This is a genomic window from Pediococcus acidilactici, assembly GCA_024970065.1.
GTDB lineage: Bacteria > Bacillota > Bacilli > Lactobacillales > Lactobacillaceae > Pediococcus > Pediococcus acidilactici_A.
Window position 1 is genome coordinate 1,084,587 of sequence record CP103908.1, and the last position, 18,606, is coordinate 1,103,192.

The following is an 18,606-nucleotide window of genomic DNA, read 5'->3' on the forward strand; positions in this document are numbered from 1 at the left end:
TGGCTGAGGTTGGCTTTTTCAGGAGTTAATTTTTTAATCTATACAAAAAAATCTAGTTAACCAGCCGGAATCAATCCCACTAGTTAGCTAGATTTTTCATTCATAAATACTTATAAACATGCCTTAGTTGGATAACCAAATTAACTTAATTCGGGGAACCAAATTTTAATTTCTCGTTCGGCACTTTCAACGCTATCAGAGCTGTGTACAACGTTTCGGAGTAGTCCATCTGGCCATTCCCGACCAAGATCCCCCCGAATCGTTCCAAAGGCAGCTTCGGACGGGTTCGTAGCTCCCGCCATCCGATGGAACACTTCAATTACCCGAGTTCCACTAGCAATCATGGCCACGATTTTGCCTTCCAACATGTATGTTTCAATTTCCTTAAAGAATGGTTTATCAACTAACTTAGCGTAGTGACGCTGTAGTTGACTATCCGTAGCCTTAGTAACTTTAAGCGCATCAATTTCGTAACCCTTCCGTTCTAGACGCGTAATTACTTCGCCGATGTGTCCTAAACTGACTCCATCAGGCTTTACTAAAATTAAAATACGTTCTTGGTCCATTAAATGCTCCTCCATTTTCCGTTTAAGCGTATTTCAATTGTACTAGAAAAATAATCACTCGGCACCCATCTTTAATTAAATTTGGTTTTCAAATTTTAAATAATCATTGCGACTTAAATACTGCTAATTAGTTCCCCCCTTCCCCAAAAGCAAGTTTTCTTAGATAGTTAGATATTTAACTGCGCCCTTCGCTTAATCAAAACCGTTTGGATATAAACCGCTAACTTCTTCCACGTCTCGATATGGTGCACGTCTTCAAAATAAAAAAGAACTTGATGGTCATTTATGTCAACCGCACTATCCGCAATAATAATTTCTGCATCCGCTGGTTTTTCCACGATTAAAACGGCTTTCTTTTTGTACATCCCGTGAAGAATATTTTTCAGTATCATCAAGTAATTTGCGCTATACGAGGAATAGATTGCAATTTTTACTGGTGCCACTACCAGATGGCTCAGGTACGAGTAGAAAAGTTCAGCGATTTGAAAACTAAATACCTCCAGTGCTTTTTCCGGCAACTCGTTTTTGTACGCCCTTTGGACATCTCTACTAAGCTGCCGGACGTTTGCGTTAATATCACTAATTGAGTTAGTCGCCAAAAATAGCACTTCTAACGACAGTTGTTTTGTAACCAATAGCCGCAAGGTAATGTGGAACAAGAAAAGCTGGTAATACTTTTTAGGGATGGCATATTTTTCTACTAGTGTGTCTAAAAAACGCTTTGCCTTAGTTATGATTCGATTGTTTTGGTATTCTCCTAGTCGTTCACCAACTTTTCTCATTAAATCAGGCGTTAAAATTTCTGGTGAGTAATACATTGTTGCCAAGTAAAAAAACATCTTTTCAGTTGAAAAGGCATTTTTACTTAGGTAACTAAAATGATTACGGAAACCTAAGTGTAATTCTTGATAAACTCCGACCATAACTTCTAATTCTTCACGGGGCACTTGTCTAGCAAGCCCACCCTTTTTGATAGCGTTATCAAAAACGTTTAACAGTGTTTGCGTTTTTAACTGATGACTAAGCGCCAACGGACGACCATTGGGAGTTATCGTAGCCTCGACGACTTGGTTAGCGGTGATTTCAAGAAGATAAGTCAACAACCGGATTTGATTCTCGTCGCCTTCAGCCAATAAATAATTCAACCTTTTATTAATCCGACAGTTAAAGTTCAAGCGTTGCAATAAACCGTTAGCTTTGTTAATCAACTTATAACAATAGGATTGGCTATAATTAAAATGGTGAGATAATTTTATTATTCCAACCTTTCGAGTGTTTAAAAAAAAACGTAAAAATTTAAAAACTGCACTTTGATTAACGTATTGCGATTTTAAACGCAGATAAAATTGGACGTACGTCCGCACTGGTACTTTCTTCGCTAACTTGATCATCCGATTTTCAAACGGGTAATAATCTATGGAGCTGTTGTAAAATTGTTGTTGTTCAAGGTTCAATTCTTCAACCAGGTCCTTTAGTTGGCGGTTGGTAGTTGCGAGTCTGATTGCTAAGTCATCGGGAGAGACCGCTGATTTTGCAATGATTTGCTCAAGAAATCTAACCTTTCTTACCTGTCTTGAAGACAAAAATAACTGCCATAAATCCATAAACCAAGCTCCTTTTATTAAACTGTTTATGTTTAACCCAATTACCCGTCATTATACTTCTCTAATTTGCATACACGTTTAAATATAGCCTATTTACCTACCCAAAATCAGCAAAATTTAGCATTTTTTGGATACTAAAAATAATTGCCCATAAAGCCCTCTAACTTGGTAGTTATTAGTTAAATAAAATTGGACGACTACTTACTGATGAGTTGTTATCAGTAGCTAGTCGCCCGGTGGTTTTCTTCATTTCAAAGAACGTTAAGTATCTTTCCTTTTCACATAAACCCACGGCCCGGCCAGGATCATCACTACCGCAACCACGCCCCAGAAAATAATTATTCCGGTGTGGCCCGTCTTTATCGTTACGTGCGTTGGGTTACCGTTCTTTTTCGTAAAATCATTTAATTGCTTTTTAGTGTAGGTAAACTTGTACGACTGGCGCTTGCCATTGCCACTAACCATAAATTTGTAGTTCCCCGGAATCAATTTGGCCCCGTCAAGAAGGGGGACGCTTAATTGGGTTTTAGTATAAGGTGTCAAAACAACCTTATTTTTCGCCAGCTTACCTTTAGCAATCATCCTCCCTTCAGGATTTAGTACTTGGTACGAACCGGCCGTCGCGTAAGTAACTAGCGGGTTATTATTTAACAAATCATAACTGAGCAACGCGGCATCTTTAGCGCTGGTAAATTTAAAATTTGCGTACGTCGGATTCTTCCGGTTAGTTAAATCACCCATGTTTAACCGAATCACAACCACTTTTTGGTAGACCTTAACAACGTTAACCACCTGTCGATTTACCTTTTTTCCAATAGTCTGGGCAAAGTTTATTCCCCCTAAAAGTTCCCCACGAAGATTGTGATTCACGTTAATAACCACTCGAATCTTTCTACGCTGCTTAGGTTGTAGTTTTAATGTTCCATTTTTAAACTGGCCACCAATTGGGGTTATCTTCACGTATTTTGGGATCGCATAGTTTTTATTTAATAAGTTTTTTGTAGATTTTACGTAAGTTATCCCGCTGCTAGTAGAAATTCCGGTGCTTGGAAAAACGGCTACGTCCATTTTTTTATTACTCGTGTTATTAACGGTAACCTCAAACGCGTATTTATGGTTTACTTTCGGCGAAAATCGGATATCGATTGAGGAAGTAGAAAGCTCTCCGGCTTGAACGGTTACTTTAAGTGCGGAACCATTTTGTTGAGCAGCATGCACGGCAAGCCCAGCTAATTCCATCCCTAATAACGAAACTAATAATATTAAACACACCCTAATAAAAGAGTGTGTTTTTGCTTTTGATATCGTTTTCATTTATTCGTTACTCAATTGGATCTTCTACTGGCGCTTCCGTTACCACTACCTTTACCGTATTACTTTGATCCTTTCCAGGAACGGTATACTTAATGGCGTCTAAACTAACTACAAGGTCTCCATTAACGTTGTCATTTAACGCCTGACCGATTTTTTTACTTCCAGTAAGTTGAGCATCCAGCCCCGCAGAAACAAAGTGTTTTTCGGCGGATAGCGTATATTCTTTTTCGCCAAACGTTTTGTTGATGACGTCAGCGTTAATCGGTTCGGTCTCATTAAAGGTTTTGGTTTCCTTAGTGATGTTATTGAAGTCAAAAGCAACGTCCTTAACACCGCTCAGTTCAATCGTAGAATTACCTTCACTAACCGTAATGTTTGCATCAGTAGGCCCCGTGACTATCGCTGCCTTGGCACCGCCCGCAATTCCTAACGACGACAACGTAATCAATAGGGTTGCTGCTAAAGTAAATTTCCTCATTTTTAATGCCCTCCTAAAATATCATGCGTATTGACATTTCCTCTACCCTTACTTTAAATGCATAACGTTTTTATGATTCTCTTCTTTTTACAAATTTTCTATATTAAAGGATAGGAAATTTAAAAAGGAACCCGCTATTTGCGGATTCCTTGTCTAACAGTTGGTAATATTTATATAAGACATTTCTGGTTAATAATCCTGACAACGTTATCCCCTAATTTCACGTGATTAAGATAACCAACTTTTTAACTAGGTGCTTGCTCGATGGTCCACCCCAGTCCCCCTTGATAGTCACCGATTTGATCCGCAGGGTTAAGTTGTAATTTGAGAAGTTTGCTTAGATCTAAGGTGGCGTCTCCGGTAGTTTGATAAATAATCTGTTCATCTTTGTTAATTGGCGTACCCTGATAAAGAAGCCGCCGGGAAAGCACTTGGCCATCTTGATTAGTAAGGGGATGACGTTCGCGAACCTTTAAAGTCCAGCGACCTTGATCAATTTTACGTCGATCCTTAATTCGTAAAATTGCTTTGGTGGCTAGCGGAACGGTACGCTTTTCTCCGGGAATTTCGTGAATACCAAAGTTAATTTCATATGGTAAGGTTAGTTGCGGACCGGATTCTAATCTAACTACCCGGTCTTCCTTGTTTGATGATTGGTGATGGTCGTCTTCAATGTAAAAACTCACTTTTTTATCTATCCAGTTTTTGGGGCATTGCCACTCGACTTCATCCTTAACTGAGGAAGCGGCGCTAACATAATCCTTTAACACTCGCTTTTCTCCATCATAACTGGCGATTAACTTCACCGGCTGGCTGTCTTCGTGCGTAAAGGTGAATGCAAGTCTACCTTTGTTAGTGAAACGAGAAATATAAAGTTCCAGGTCGGCATCCTTTAGCTTAAATTTAAGCCCTTGGCCCTTCCGGTAACGGTGAATGACTGTTTGGGCGCTAGGCTGAAAAACCCCCTTATCCTTCTTGGGATCATTTTTAAGGGGAAAATATCCCTTGATTTCTGGATAGTTGTTTGCCAAGTCAAAGTTGGTCGTTAAGATCCCGCTTTTTACTTGGTCGTCGTGGATTCTTTCATCATCTTCGTTTAAAAACATGGTCGTTACTTTACCAATGTAATTAACTGCCGTTACTGCTCCGCTTTTACCGACGGATTGACCATTTATGGTGGCGGTTATGTCAAATGGAAGCGTTAATTTACCATCAATCACTTTTTTGGGATCAACTGGCTTTTCTTTTCCCCGCCATTTTAAATATACTTTATAATTCAATGCTGTATCGCTTATTTGATCAGCAGAAGATCCTTTGGTTTTAATCTGAACTTTTTGATCCTCAATTTGACTGGTAAAGTATTTGGTTACGTCCTCACCGTTAAAATTAGTGACTACCACGCGTTCTGGTACATACTGCTCAGAGTTTTGTACCTGGGTTAAATCAAAACTAACTTCCGTTTCCAAGTTACTAGTGTTAGGAATCGTTTGTTGTGCAGCTAAATAGACATCTCGATCGGCTTGGTCAAACTTACCATCCACGGCGTAAGCAGGAGCGAGTTCCGGTTTTGCTAAGAATTCGGTCAAATAAACTAGTGACGAAGTCGTACTGTCATTGTTGTGCACCACAAACGTGACTTGCGAGATTGCCTTAGTGACCACCTCAAAACTTTGGCGCGGGTCTCGCCACGGGACGCCGGCGGTAATATTTTTCAAATACATCCACTGGTCTTCCGTGTCATACATAATGTTGGTGGGATTATTTGCGTAAATCGCACTAATGACGGAATCGGGGTTTTGGTATCCAATATATTTATTTGTATTGAGTCCATAGTAATTAAAGGCCGTTTTAATGGTTAAGGGATTTTCGTGCTCATCAACAAAATTATAGGTCACCTTTACTTCCCCATCGACGTCAATACCCAGAAAATAAGTTTTAGAAAAGCTCAACGAACCCCCTTTTAAATTACTTTTGTTACGTTTTAACGTGACTAGTAAATTTACCGACTTACCTTTGTAAAAACCAACGTTTTTTACCAGCGCTCGGCTTTCGTTAGTTTTTTGATCAACCACTAACCGATTTACAGTTGCATCTCCGCTCAAGGGAGTCACCACCGTATGTGCACCGTTATGCATTATAAAGGTGTTATCAGCCGGGGTGACCGTTTGGTTAGCCCACTGAAAATTTCCAAAAGTGGGCAATGGTCTTAGACTAGCCTTCACGCTAACCGTTAGCCACCAGAAGCTCACGAATAGAGTTGCTAAAATTAAGCCATGAACTTTTTTCATTCGTCATCCCCCTTGCCTTTTAAAAATTTTTGGGTACGCTTTTTTTACTAAAACGTAGCAAACTAAACAAATTCCTGCCCAAGCTAGCCCTAAACCTATCTCTTCGTTAGTTTGTGGTAAAAATTGAAATCGAGGATTTTTTGCAGGAGGCCGCTTTAGGTAATTTGGGCTTGGTTGGGGAATCCTTTGCATTGGTACCACTTGGTTTGCGGTCGTTTTTTGGTAAAAGGTAATACCTACTTCACTATTGGTGCGCTCGTTGGCCAGCACCACCCCCTTTACGTTAAACAGTAATGTTAATACAACTAACCCACCCCAAAATTTCATCTTATTTCTCCGTTTTATTATCTTTCCGTTTCATCCGATAAATATAACCACTCAGAAGTAAAATCACTCCGATTAAAAGACCCATGATTAGGTAAATCAGCAGGTTATTAGCGAGCTTTTTAAGCTCCACCGCCTTTTGGTTTAGTTTGGTATCGGCACCCGTAATTGTAAATTCTTTACTAAGTTGCCATTTTTTACCAGTAGCACTTTTTAGAACAATCTTTAAAACATATCTGCCACTTTTTAAGGGCTGGTTGTCCCAGCTAATCGGCAATCGAAAACGCGACCGGGGGGCAATTGAGATTTGCTTATTAGTTTCCTTTAACACCTTTTGATGTCCCGCTTTGGTTACGGTAGCCCGCATGTCCAACTTGCTTAACAACGTCGGCGCTGAATTTTGTAAAGTTGCAAACACCGTCAAGTAACCATTCTCTAATCCTGGAATAGCTTTTTTTAACGATAACTTGGGTTGTACTTTATTATTTGAACATCGCAACTTTGCCCCAATAGTATATGCAAAATTATTTATCAAACTTAAGCTTTGTTGCTTGGTACTTGTTTTCGTAGGTTTAGCGTAGCAATAAAAACCACCTAGAACCGTACCTTCAAATCCCTTCGCGGGGATTTTCAAACGATAGTCCACTTTGCGGCTTTCCTTAGGTTTCAACGTAACGGTTTGCGGACCCGAAATCATTTGCTTGAAAGCCGGTTCTCCTAGTAGCTTAGCCTTAGATTTCGAATAATCAATGGCACCGTTCTGGTTGGTGACCGCATTATTAGTTTTAATAATAATCGTTTGCTTTTCGCTAGTAAGATTGCGCAGTTTGATAAATAACGTTTCGTTAGCTCCCGGGCGCACCCGTAAATCATAATAGCTGGCATCAGATTGTTGATTCTTCGGCAAAATCGCTTTCGCATCAAAAGTTACCCGGTTATTTGATTTTGCGTTTGCATTTATAGTGCCGGAAAAAACTAACGCTAGTAAAACACTGCATACGTAGACTAGAACAAAGCGCAGAAAATATCGCTTTGGATTTTGCTTAAGTGGATTAAGATGGTGCATCGGTCAACACCCAAGTTAAATCAGCTGAATAACTTTGTGCTTCTACGCCAGCACGCGGTACGTGAAGTTTAACATTCTCGTTTTCCCCATCTTTTCCTTCAAATACGGCTGCAAATGCTCCGGCTCCCTGGCCTTCCTTAGCCGTCATTACTTCTTGGTATTCCTTATTTAATTCAAAAGTGTTTTGGGTGATTTTAGGCATGGCGGATTGGTTATTTTTAGTCACTACCTTTCCATTCGTAAGGGACATCTTGGCCCCCACTAATTCTTTTCCGTTAGCACCTACGAAAGGTGAAATTGCTACACCCAAACTCCAGCCCTTCGCGCCGCCACGGGTGTCGTTAACCTGTACGTGAGGCTTTTTGTTTAAGGCATAATAGTCCGTATCTTCTGCCTTAATTTCCTGTTGTCCAAACGTGATGTTTGAAGCATACGGGATTGATAACGAACCCACGTCACCCATTCCAGAATCATCATCATGGGTATCATCAGGAACGACTGGATGAATATCTTTACCAGAACCAGCGGTCAGAGTTACGTCCGTTTTATTAGTTGCCTCGGAAATCTGCGACGCCATCACCGTGGGCGCGTTTAAAACTAACATTCCTAACGCAAGACTTGTGATCATTGCTTTCTTATTCATTGAATACTTCCTCCTTAAATTTAATCAACCTCATCGATTTAAAAACATTCTCGCACGCTCCTTTTTTAGTTACTAGTCCAACTTTTTTCTTGTTTTGGAAAAAAATTAAAGGGCGTTTGTCTAATATTTGCAAAAAACCTCCCAAGACTGTTTATTATCTTGAGAGGTTTGGAAACTATTGGGGTTTACGATCTCCAAAAACAATTCGTCCTTGGATTTATTTAGTTAATTGATAAAGCTTTGCTCCTAGTTGTCGCCAGTTACGTTCCGTAGGCAAATTCTTCATTAAGATTAATGGTGTACCTCCAGTGTCAATGTAATAGTTAGAGATCACTAAATCTACTTCTGCAATGGGCGTTTGGTAATCGTAAAACTCAAACGCAAAGGAATGGCCAAAGTAAGTACGCACCTTATTCATCAACCACAATCGGTGGGTGTGATGCAAATCATCCTGCACTAAAATTTTGATAGGCGTAACTTTTTTAGCAAAGAGATCGTAATAATCTAAAATAAAGTAATAATTTAGAAATAGCTGCTGCCAATTAGCTAGTAAAGCTTTAACTGCCGGTTGGGCACGCTTTAAAAGTCGATGGCGAAGTTCCTGCATTATTTGAAACTCCCTTGGGCGCTCCGTTTTTAATTCCGTAATGTAAGATCGATTAAAAAACACGTCGGGATTACCGTGAAAAAAAACGCTCCGTTCATGAAACGCAATAAAGTTAAACATCAATTCTAGATCGTCAGTTGCTAGTTGGAAACCAAAATTTTCTTTGACTACCTTAGCCAAATTCATTACGGCTAGGTAGGAATCCGTTTGACTTTGCTGATGAGCTAACGCATAGCTGTTTTCGTAGTTAGGACTACCATCGATAATCCCAAAATCATATATCACTTGATATAGAAAATACAGCTCATCTCTGCTTAACGGAAGGTCGCACATTTTATTCCATTTTTTCATTAGGTTGAAATTTGGATCGCTATCAATCACCATTTGCTTTGTTTCATCCGTTAATACAGTGGCTACCTTACTTCTCTCTAGCGTAATTGCTAACCAATAAGCAAAAGTTTTGTGTTGGAGGGGTTCTAAAACAATCTCATACACCCTTTCAAAGTTAGCAATAACCGTTTCAATTTCCGGTAACTTAGTACTAAACGGCCAATTATTCTTTATCTCCCGAGTCGAGTTCCAATAAAAATAGTAATAAAAACTCCGAATGTTGGTTTCACTGCCCTTTAGTTCTAAACGGTACGGCAAAAATTGTAATTGGTAACGTTTGAAGTAGGGCTTTAATAGTTTGGCGTATCGAAAAACCGTTGATAAACTCGTAAACTGGCTTTCTGCATAATCAGTTAACCGCTGGTTCGGATGGTGGTACATGAAGTCAATTAACTTATAATTATAAGAAGACCGATAAAATTTTAAATAAAAAGAATAAATGGGGAAATCCTCTTCCTTTACAATTTGAAAATTTTTATTATGGTCGTTAAATAGCTGAATTTTTTGTCCGGTTTCCTTAAATAATTGCTGAAATTCTTCGAGGTAATTTAAAATCGACTTTTCCGTTACGCCGATTACGTTTGCAAGCTCTTTGCTTGAGCGCCAGGTAGTACTTTCTAATAAATAATCTAATAAAATCACCTTTTTTAAAGACGATGCTGTCAAAAACGTTTTCATTTTTCCCCCCCAAAAGTCAAGTTCAAATTGAATATAGTAAGCTAAAGCCCACCATTTAAGACACTCTTTCACTTAATTAGTGGGTTATCTATTGAAAATAAGTCAAATATTGCTATTTTTGTAGCTATTTATACCATATTCATCAAAAAAATACATCTCTGGTTTAACTGGGCTGAATAGTAAAGCTTAAGTAAAAATTCCTCAGTCAAGATAATTCCATTTATTCTTTGATTAGGCTATTCTTAAACTAAATTAATGCAGGAGGCAAGTTTATGCGCTTATGGCACGAAAAATTAATTTCCAAACTGCCCCGGGCCCAGCTTTTAGGGCAGCACCGGGAAGTCGCGGCGCTCCGCGGCAAGGGTTGGGGCAAAAAACATGCAACCGTCGATTATGTTTTCACCCATTCGCCATACAAGTTGTACCAATTTCATTTGTTAGTAATGGCTGAAATGCAGGCGCGGGGATACCACCCTGATGCCAAGTGGTTCGACCCTACTTATCGCGGGTTACATTGCCCAGCTTATTTAGCATTGGCACCTTGTCCGCTCACCGACCCAATTTATCCCGAACATGACCAACAATATTTGACAGAATGCTTGGAAAATTTGAGGTCTAAGGGAATTCAGATATTGATTGAAAAAGGTAAAAAGACTAAAAAAAGCGCAGACAAAACTGGTCTGCGCTAGTGACTTAAGGAATTCTACCCGAATACTATCTTCTTTTTGGGCTTATCTTATTTAAAAATCATCTATATTTTTGAATTTTTTTGCTATCTAACCTTCTAATACGGCAATCTTTGGTTCCATGAAATAATTCTATTTTTCCACCCATCGCGCTTTAAAACTTTGTAATCTTTTTTCTAAGAATAAAACCCGGTCATCTTCGTCAGCTAATCGTTCCTTTAATTTATCTAGAAGCTGATATCCAATTTGGAGGTAGTGTTTGGGCTCAAGTTCATATTTCAATTTAAAAAAAGATTGAATTGCCTCAAAATATTTTTCTTTATTAAAGTTGTGATCTATTTCTGCAAAAAATTTATTTTTTTGTTGGTTTTCTTGCTTAAACACAACCTCTATATCCCCGTTTCTTTTCTTCCCAAGGACGTAACTCAAGCCTTCCGCGAAAGACTTCACTTGCTTCATGATAAAATCGTTATCATTATCCAAAATGCTCCTCCCGCTCCTCCCATCCGTAAAGTCAAATTTTACTTGAATTTTAACACCACACTTCAACTAGGAGCCAAGCCGCAATATTCTTTATGGTTTCTTAATGTATTTTTTGGGTGATTCTTTTCAAATTCCACTGTTCAAGGAGCAACTCCCTAACCTGTAAATAACAAAACTATCCCGTTTCTAATTTAGCTACGCTTCCAAGACACCAAAATCAACGACTAGCTTGACGAATAGCCATCAAAATTTTCCTACCCGTTGCGAAGATCGTTTTGCTGCCAACGTTAAAACACCCTATACCAATTTGATTTATACCTACAAATACGTTAACATTTTCCTTATTAATCAAAAAATTAAGGAGCGTATTTTTTATTAAAAAACTAAATCTTTTTCAGCTAGTAATGCTCGGACTTGGTTCTCTAATTGGTTCCGGATGGCTTTTTGGATCAATGGAAGCCGCTTCGGTGGCTGGCCCGGCAGCAATCTTTTCTTGGATAATTGGTTTTATCGTGATTGCAGTAATTGCCTATAATTACATCGAACTAGGCACGATGTTTCCTGAATCCGGAGGAATGAGTAAATTTGCCCAATACAGTCACGGATCGTTAGTAGGCTTTATTGCCTCTTGGGCCAATTGGATTTCTTTAATAACTTTAATTCCCATTGAAGCCGTCGCTTCGGTCCAATACATGAGTACTTGGCCGTGGGCTTGGGCTAAATGGACTCATCACTTTTTCAAAAATGGGACGATTACCACCAGTGGTTTGTTAGTAGTGTTCTGCTTTATTCTAATCTTCACCCTCCTAAATTACTGGTCGGTATCCTTATTAACCCGATTTACAAGCTTAATTTCAATCTTTAAAATTGCCGTGCCCTTAATCACCATCATCTTTTTAACGTTAAGCGGTTTTCATCCAGAAAATTACGGCCATTCTTTAACCGAATTTATGCCGTACGGATCGGCTTCAATCTTTGCTGCCACCTCGGCTTCTGGAATTATTTTTTCCTTCAATGCCTTTCAGACGGTAATTAATATGGGCAATGAAGTTAAGAACCCTAAAAGAAACGTTGGTTTGGGTGTGGGGATCTCCCTTTTGATTAGTGCCGTACTTTACTTAGTTTTACAAAGCACCTACATTACTTCGATTCCAAGTTCATTGATCGCTCAATCAGGTTGGCACGGGATTAATTTTGAATCTCCCTTTGCCGATTTAGCAATCCTCCTAGGGATTCACTGGCTGTCGGTCTTACTTTACCTGGACGCCTTTATTTCACCGTTTGGTACCGGGGTTTCCTTCGTTGCTTCAACGGGACGGGCCTTAGCCGCCATGTCGAGTAATAAGCATTTCCCCAAAATTTTAGGGAAGATCAATGCTAAGTATGGAATTCCACGGATTGCAATGGCCTTCAATGCCGTTTTAAGTATGGTAATGGTTTCGATTTTTAGGTCATGGGGTACTTTAGCAAGTGTCATCTCAACTTCGACCTTAATTGCTTACCTAACGGGCCCGATTACGGTGGTTTCGTTAAGAAAGATGGCCTCGCGTTTCAACCGGCCCGTCCGGTTAAAAGCAATTCAATTCATGGCTCCGTTAGCCTTCATCTTAGCTTCCTTAGCTATTTACTGGGCAATGTGGCCCACGACGGTAGAAGTTATCCTGGTTATTTTACTTGGCTTACCAATTTTCATATATTACGAGTGGCGTTTACATTGGAAAGAAACCCTTAGCCAGCTACGTAGTAGTCTTTGGTTAATTGTGTATCTAATCTTTCTTTCCATCATGTCTTACATTGGTAGTGCTGATTTTAACGGTAAGAATATAATTCATTACCCATTTGACTTTATAATAATTATTGTGGCGGCGTTTATTTTTTACGTTTGGGGAATGCGCAGCCGAATTATCACTGTCTCGTTTGGTAATGCACGAGAGGTTAATAACCGCGTCAAAAAGTAAACCAGCTAATGTAAAAATAAAAGGGAAATCAATTCGCAAATGAATTGGTTTCCCTTTTTTACGTGGGACCAAACTAGGAGTGGCAGAGCTGTCGGATCATTTTCCTAACCTAGTTTTTATTCCAGCTTGTATAAATTTTTTCAGTTTAAAGCCAATTTTCTTCATATACCGTAGTGTTAAACCCACAGGTAACCTTGGTATCGTCCACCATTAGCGGACGTTTAATCAATTTGCCATTCTGCGACATTAATTCCGCCGCTTGTTCCTTTGACATCGTATCTACCTTATCTTTAAGTTTCATCTTACGGTAGTCCATTCCACTGGTATTGAAAAAATAACGCAGACTTTGATCACTTTTAGCAAAAACATCCAGTAATTGAGCTTTAGTTGGGGGCTGCTCAACCAAATCAATTTTTTTATAGGAAACATCACGTTCTTTCAGCCATTTTTCGGCCTTTTTACACGTACTACACTTAGAATAACAATAAAAAGTGGGCATAATAACCTCCTAAGGCATATCTAAACTTTAACTCATGATACTACAATTTTTATCTAGAGCACCAGACTTCAATCGCTTTTATTAAAAAATCCCCTATTATTTTGAAAATCGGTATTAAAAAAGGATCTTGCCAACTTAATGGCTCGATCCTAATTATGTTTACTAACTAGAGCTCCTGTTAAAGGATTTTTATACACGCTTATTTTGCTTAGCGAGCACTTGCTCCGCTTTATTTAGGGCGGGGTCACTCTTTGAAAGTGCGTCGATTACCGCTTGTTCAATAGAACGAATGGTCTTCGCGTCAGTTTTTCCGGTAACCGCTAGATGATTAGCCTGTTGATAATCTTTTACGGCCTGCGCAACATCGTTCGTGTAGTTTTTGGTAACTTTACCAGAATAGTATCCCAAATCTTTCAAGGCAATTTGTAAATTCTTAATATCGGTGCCACTTTGACCAACTTGATAGGTCTTGTGGTGATTAAACGTGGTGATATAGGCCATCTCAGGATAGTCAGCCTTATAATCCGGCTTCAAGCCCTTTTTATTGATCCAGGTTCCATCCGGAGTCAACCACTTGGCAATCGTTAGCTTAAGTTCGTCATTATCCGTGTACTGGGTGATGTTTTGCACGGTTCCCTTTCCATAACTTTGTGCACCCACCAACGGAATTCCCGCTGATTGATGCAAAGCCGCCGCAAAAATTTCGGCAGCGCTGGCACTTTCACCGTTAATAATGACTACGGCCGGTTTCTTAACTTTGTAGCCCCCGTCTAACTTATGGCTAGCCTTATAAACTTCCGGCTTTCCGTTCCGGGTCTTTACTTGCATGATTGGTTGGCCGTCTTTTAAGAACATTGAAGACATCTTCAACGCTTGTTGCATGAGTCCCCCCGGATTATTACGGACGTCAATAATGTATGATTTGGCACCCTGCTGGTCTAATTTTTTAAGGTTCTTCTTTAATTCACTAGCTGTTTTTTCTGCTACGGATGAGATCGTAATGTAGCCAACCTTGTTCTTTAACATTTTCCCGGTGACTGTCTCAACCGGAATTTTCGCCCGTTTAAGTTTTTTGGTAAAGGTCGTGTTCCCCCGTTGCAGTTCAATCTCGACGGTGGTTCCAACCTTTCCCCGCATTGCGTTCATCGTTTTTGATAATGACTGGTTAGCGACTGATTTACCATTGACCTTGGTAATTTGATCCCCAGCCTTAAGTTTTGCTTTTTGGGCAGGGGTTCCATCAATTGTGGACATTATTTCAATGTGGCCATCCTTTTTAATCACTTGAATCCCAATTCCTCCAAAGGAGCCCGCCACACTATCATTCAGTGAAGAAGCGTCGCTATCCGTGAGGTAATCAGAAAACGGGTCATCTAAAGTAGCCAGCATTCCGTTAATTGCCCCAGTAGCTAACTTATCAGAATCCACGCTGCGATAGTAGTTGGAGTTAATTTGATTATAAACACTCGCAATTCGATTAAGATCGGTTTGGTGGTTAGCTGTCGAATTCGTAAACCCGAACAAAAAAGTCATCACGCCTGCTAAAGTAATGACGCTCCCAAAAATTACCGAGCCGACTACGGTAAGGAACGGGTGTCGATTAATAAATTTTTTCATTAATTTTGTTCACTTTCCAAGTATCGTTGCCAAGCCTGATCAAAAATGGTCATGCTTTGCAAGTAGCTCCCGTTGAGCTCCAGATACTTACTAATTTCTTCAAAATCACGGTCCTGTTTAGGAAATGATTGGTCAAAAAAAGCTTGGTTTGCAAATTCTTCAACTTCATCGTTAGGTTCCGGATTCCGTTGGGTTATTAAAAACTGGTAAAATGTTTTCCTCAAAATATTCCTCCTTATCCTTAGCGTCCTAACGCTAATTCGTTGACTTGGGCACGTTAATAATAAACTTAAATTGATCGTGCGTAATATCAATTTTTTCAACTTGGAAACTAACCTTATTGGTTGTCTTAATCTGGTCTAACCTTAATAAGGCTTGGTCTCCATTAATGATTACCCATTTAGGCAACTCATAATTGCGGGAAATATATTTTAAAACTACCTTAGCGGGCAGCTTTAACGTCCCTACGGATAGGCTATGTGCCTTGAGCCGGATGTTGCCACCTTTAGTGACCGAAGGCACCATCGTTAAGGCAAATTGAACCTTTTGTCCCAAAACTTCGATTTGACCACCTAAAATGGCGTATCGTTTACCAATTTTAAATTGGTAAGTAAAATCCTTACTTTTCTGAAATTGAGTTAGATATGCGGCACTTAAGTCATTTAGCTGTGTTTTATTTAGCGTGATCGGCACTTGATCGTATTTATGAGGATCCTTTTTAGCCGTTTTTTCATACTGAGGCACTGGCAAACTAGCCTTGAAGCCCACGTATACGCTCCCCGCTAATAATAAAGCTAACAGAGACAAAAAACCCCATTTCCAAAAATTATATAAATATTTGTTCATTCCGCCCCCCTAATCAAAAACGTCTAATTTTTGCAAAGCGGATTTGATTTTATTAGTCATCATATCATACCCTTTGTCATTTGGGTGGAAATGATCTTCATCTGATAGGTATGCATTTTTTTCTTTGCTATCTACTTTTCGAGCTTCAACCCGACTCTTTTCCACCACCGCAATATTATCTTCGGTACTTTGCTTTTTCAACTTTTTAATTTGTTGCTTGGTGGTAAATTGTCCCTTTGATAAGGCATCAATGTTAACAAAAGCGGCGTCGTCAAACTCATCAATCGTTGCCTTAGCAGTCGTATTAAACGTGGTGACTGCTTGGGAGATGCTAGTAACGTTTGGGAAATACACGTAAAACGGGTTGTAGATTCCCACCATCACAATCTTTATTTTGGGGTTGTTTTTCCGGGCAATTTCAAAAATTTTCCGTAAATTATTTTGATATTCCAAACTAACTTTATTAACCCGCACTTGAATTTGGCTTTCTGATTCACTAACGTTTTTTTGTAAATTTTGAAAAAGGTCGTTGCCGCCAGCGGTTACCACCAAAACATCACTTTTAGCGGCCTCTTTTTGAATCCGCTTCGTACTTTGCAAACGGTGTAAAATTTCATCACTGCGCTCGCCACTGACCCCCTCGTCGTAGACGGTTGCCTTACCTGCTAACTGATTTTGTACAATCTGCTTTTTCAACCGCTTTTGATAACCGTCTTTATCCTGGGTGTCCCCCACTCCTTGAGTCAAAGAATCTCCCAGGGCAAGGATCTTTACCTGAGCCGTTGCAGGCTGAGTCTTTTTGGTTTTTAAATCTACTTTCTTCTTAACAGTAACGGGCGTAGGGTTAGCCGGGTGGTGGGACGGTGAAGCTTTAAAGAAGCCCATGGCCCACAAAAAAAGCGTAGTGATTAAAAGCAATCCCACGATGCTGAACATGATTTCTTTTAAAACTTTTTTCATTTTTCCTCACTCTTAAACCAAATTAGGGCCAAAACCGCTTGTTCGATTTTAGCCCTAAAGGTTAGTCTTCACTGTAATATAATAAACAAAATGCGCCCATCCCGGTATGGGTGGCAATAATCGGTACGGTTTCACGAACCACAATATCTTTTACGGGGAAAAGTTCTCCCACATGTTTCTTCATGTCTTCAACCATTTCATTGGCGTGTACGTGTGAGATTCCCACTGATTTAATTTTGCCACTTTGTTTCATTTCTTCGTAAATATCCAGCCAAACCTTCTTCATGGCCTTCATACCACGAACCTTGTTAGCTACGTCGAGTTTACCGTCTTTTACCTGTAATAATAGCTTGATGTTCAACAATCCACCAAGCATCCCGCTAACTTTACTAAGTCGGCCACCCTTAACCAGGTTTTCTAGGTTAACAATGCCTAGGTATAGCTTGGTATGGTCCCGAATATAAGCAGCCCGGTCAAGAATTTCTTCTTTAGTTGCCCCAGCTTGGGCCATCTTTGCCGCTTCAATGACTTGAAAAGCTAACGCCCGGTCGGTAAATTGGCTATCAACCACCGTCACGTCAGATTTACTTAGTTCCGCAGCTTGCTGTGCAGTATGCACCGTTCCACTAATTGCCGCAAGCATGTTAAAACTAATCACCTGACTGCCGTCTGCACCTAACCGGTCAAACATTTCAACGAATTTACCCAATGGGGGCTGGCTAGTTTTAGGGAGTGAATTTGACTCGGCCATTTTTTGGATAAATTCTTCGTTAGAAATGGTCTCCCTTTCTACGTACACGGTGTCATCAATCATCACGCTCAATGGTACGATTGAGATATTATATTTTTTGATTTCTTCATCCGTTACTCCACAGGATGAATCGGTGACAATTTTAATTTGAGTCATTTGCTTCCACTTTCCCTTGTATCATAATTATTGCGAGCTAACCAACGTCAATCAACACTTCTGGTTAAGTTAGTAAAACTCGCTTGCTTAATAATATCATTATACCAATCTCTGTTAATTTTTGGCTGAATAATGCCGTTTTTTAATAAAAACCACTGTTGCCAGTGATTTTTGAAGGTTATTTTACTTGCAACTTAATTGCGTTTGATCCACCGCTGAAAAACATGGTCTGGAACCGCGGAGGAACTCGTTCCGGGGCGTTGTTCTTGTAGCATAAATTTTTGTTCATCCACTTCGGGAGCAAAAACATCACACTGAAAATCGCCCTTCACCTTCGTGATCAATAGTTCATCGGCAACCACCATTAGCCTACGGTACACCGTGGAACCACCAATCACGTAATACTTTTCCGTTTTTTCGAGACTGGCTAATAGTTCTTCGTAAGAAGAAAAGCCCCGAACCCCAGAAGGCAGCTGTTCTGGTTGATGGGTTAGTACAAAATTGGTACGCCGCGGTAATGGTCGACCAATCGACTCAAAGGTCTTGCGCCCCATAATTACCGCATGGTCCAGCGTGGTTTGCCGGAAAAAAGCCATATCATCCGGAATGTGCCACGGGATAGCTTGTTGGCGCCCAATTCCATGGCAGTCATCTTCCGCCCAAATCATTGTAATCATGCATTTCTCCTAATT

The 18,606-nt window shown here is 39.8% G+C and carries 18 protein-coding genes; 2 read left to right on the forward strand and 16 right to left on the reverse strand.

Going from position 1 to position 18,606, the window contains the following annotated elements; genetic code table 11:
• Nucleotides 1-140 precede the first annotated feature (140 nt).
• From ndk to NYR25_05095, 8 genes are all read right to left on the reverse strand, one after another.
• Nucleotides 141-566 carry a nucleoside-diphosphate kinase gene (gene ndk / locus NYR25_05060; GenBank protein UWF32975.1) on the reverse strand — a complete coding sequence of 142 codons (426 nt, stop codon included), beginning with the start codon at nt 564-566 and terminating at the stop codon, nt 141-143.
• Between the two features lie 167 nt (nt 567-733).
• Nucleotides 734-2,170, reverse strand: a complete 1,437-nt coding sequence (locus NYR25_05065; GenBank protein ID UWF32976.1) for a helix-turn-helix domain-containing protein — start codon at nt 2,168-2,170, stop codon at nt 734-736.
• Between the two features lie 261 nt (nt 2,171-2,431).
• Nucleotides 2,432-3,484, reverse strand: a complete 1,053-nt coding sequence (locus tag NYR25_05070; GenBank protein UWF32977.1) for a DUF916 domain-containing protein — start codon at nt 3,482-3,484, stop codon at nt 2,432-2,434.
• 7 nt (nt 3,485-3,491) lie between these two features.
• On the reverse strand, nt 3,492-3,962 hold the full coding sequence (locus tag NYR25_05075; protein ID UWF32978.1) for a hypothetical protein: 471 nt from the start codon (nt 3,960-3,962) through the stop codon (nt 3,492-3,494).
• A 245-nt stretch (nt 3,963-4,207) separates the two neighbouring features.
• Nucleotides 4,208-6,250, reverse strand: coding sequence for a hypothetical protein (locus tag NYR25_05080; protein ID UWF32979.1), 2,043 nt, complete (start codon nt 6,248-6,250; stop codon nt 4,208-4,210).
• Nucleotides 6,251-6,578: 328 nt separating this feature from the next.
• On the reverse strand, nt 6,579-7,640 hold the full coding sequence (locus NYR25_05085; protein ID UWF32980.1) for a DUF916 and DUF3324 domain-containing protein: 1,062 nt from the start codon (nt 7,638-7,640) through the stop codon (nt 6,579-6,581).
• Nucleotides 7,627-8,283 (reverse strand): WxL domain-containing protein, encoded by a 657-nt coding sequence (locus NYR25_05090; protein UWF32981.1) that lies wholly within the window; start codon nt 8,281-8,283, stop codon nt 7,627-7,629. The genes NYR25_05085 and NYR25_05090 overlap by 14 nt, the downstream gene beginning before the upstream one ends.
• Before the next feature lie 217 nt (nt 8,284-8,500).
• Entirely contained in the window at nt 8,501-9,958 is a 1,458-nt protein-coding gene (locus NYR25_05095; protein UWF32982.1) for a helix-turn-helix domain-containing protein, read from the reverse strand.
• Nucleotides 9,959-10,230: 272 nt separating this feature from the next.
• On the opposite strand from NYR25_05095, the gene NYR25_05100 reads away from it, so the two are divergent.
• Nucleotides 10,231-10,647 carry a TIGR02328 family protein gene (locus NYR25_05100; GenBank protein UWF32983.1) on the forward strand — a complete coding sequence of 139 codons (417 nt, stop codon included), beginning with the start codon at nt 10,231-10,233 and terminating at the stop codon, nt 10,645-10,647.
• A 129-nt stretch (nt 10,648-10,776) separates the two neighbouring features.
• Here NYR25_05100 and NYR25_05105 read toward each other — a convergent pair whose 3' ends face one another.
• The gene (locus NYR25_05105) at nt 10,777-11,127 is read right to left on the reverse strand and encodes a hypothetical protein (GenBank protein UWF32984.1); all 351 of its coding nucleotides are present in this window, start codon (nt 11,125-11,127) and stop codon (nt 10,777-10,779) included.
• A 404-nt stretch (nt 11,128-11,531) separates the two neighbouring features.
• Between NYR25_05105 and NYR25_05110 the strand changes: the two genes are divergently transcribed.
• Entirely contained in the window at nt 11,532-13,085 is a 1,554-nt protein-coding gene (locus tag NYR25_05110; protein UWF32985.1) for an APC family permease, read from the forward strand.
• A gap of 145 nt (nt 13,086-13,230) precedes the next feature.
• Here NYR25_05110 and NYR25_05115 read toward each other — a convergent pair whose 3' ends face one another.
• The 7 genes from NYR25_05115 to NYR25_05145 all read right to left on the reverse strand — a co-directional run bounded on the left by NYR25_05115 (nt 13,231) and on the right by NYR25_05145 (nt 18,591).
• The gene (locus NYR25_05115; GenBank protein ID UWF32986.1) at nt 13,231-13,584 is read right to left on the reverse strand and encodes an arsenate reductase family protein; all 354 of its coding nucleotides are present in this window, start codon (nt 13,582-13,584) and stop codon (nt 13,231-13,233) included.
• Nucleotides 13,585-13,773: 189 nt separating this feature from the next.
• The gene (locus tag NYR25_05120) at nt 13,774-15,201 is read right to left on the reverse strand and encodes a S41 family peptidase (protein ID UWF32987.1); all 1,428 of its coding nucleotides are present in this window, start codon (nt 15,199-15,201) and stop codon (nt 13,774-13,776) included.
• Entirely contained in the window at nt 15,201-15,425 is a 225-nt protein-coding gene (locus NYR25_05125) for a YozE family protein (GenBank protein ID UWF32988.1), read from the reverse strand. Before NYR25_05125 ends, NYR25_05120 begins: the two co-directional genes overlap by 1 nt.
• A gap of 31 nt (nt 15,426-15,456) precedes the next feature.
• Nucleotides 15,457-16,047, reverse strand: coding sequence for a YpmS family protein (locus NYR25_05130; protein UWF32989.1), 591 nt, complete (start codon nt 16,045-16,047; stop codon nt 15,457-15,459).
• A 9-nt stretch (nt 16,048-16,056) separates the two neighbouring features.
• Complete coding sequence (locus NYR25_05135) at nt 16,057-17,007, reverse strand: SGNH/GDSL hydrolase family protein (protein ID UWF32990.1); 951 nt, start codon at nt 17,005-17,007, stop codon at nt 16,057-16,059.
• A gap of 61 nt (nt 17,008-17,068) precedes the next feature.
• Nucleotides 17,069-17,914 (reverse strand): DegV family protein, encoded by an 846-nt coding sequence (locus tag NYR25_05140; protein UWF32991.1) that lies wholly within the window; start codon nt 17,912-17,914, stop codon nt 17,069-17,071.
• A 194-nt stretch (nt 17,915-18,108) separates the two neighbouring features.
• A complete protein-coding gene (locus NYR25_05145) occupies nt 18,109-18,591 on the reverse strand; it encodes a dihydrofolate reductase (GenBank protein UWF32992.1) in 483 nt (160 codons plus the stop codon).
• Between the last annotated feature and the right edge of the window lie 15 nt (nt 18,592-18,606).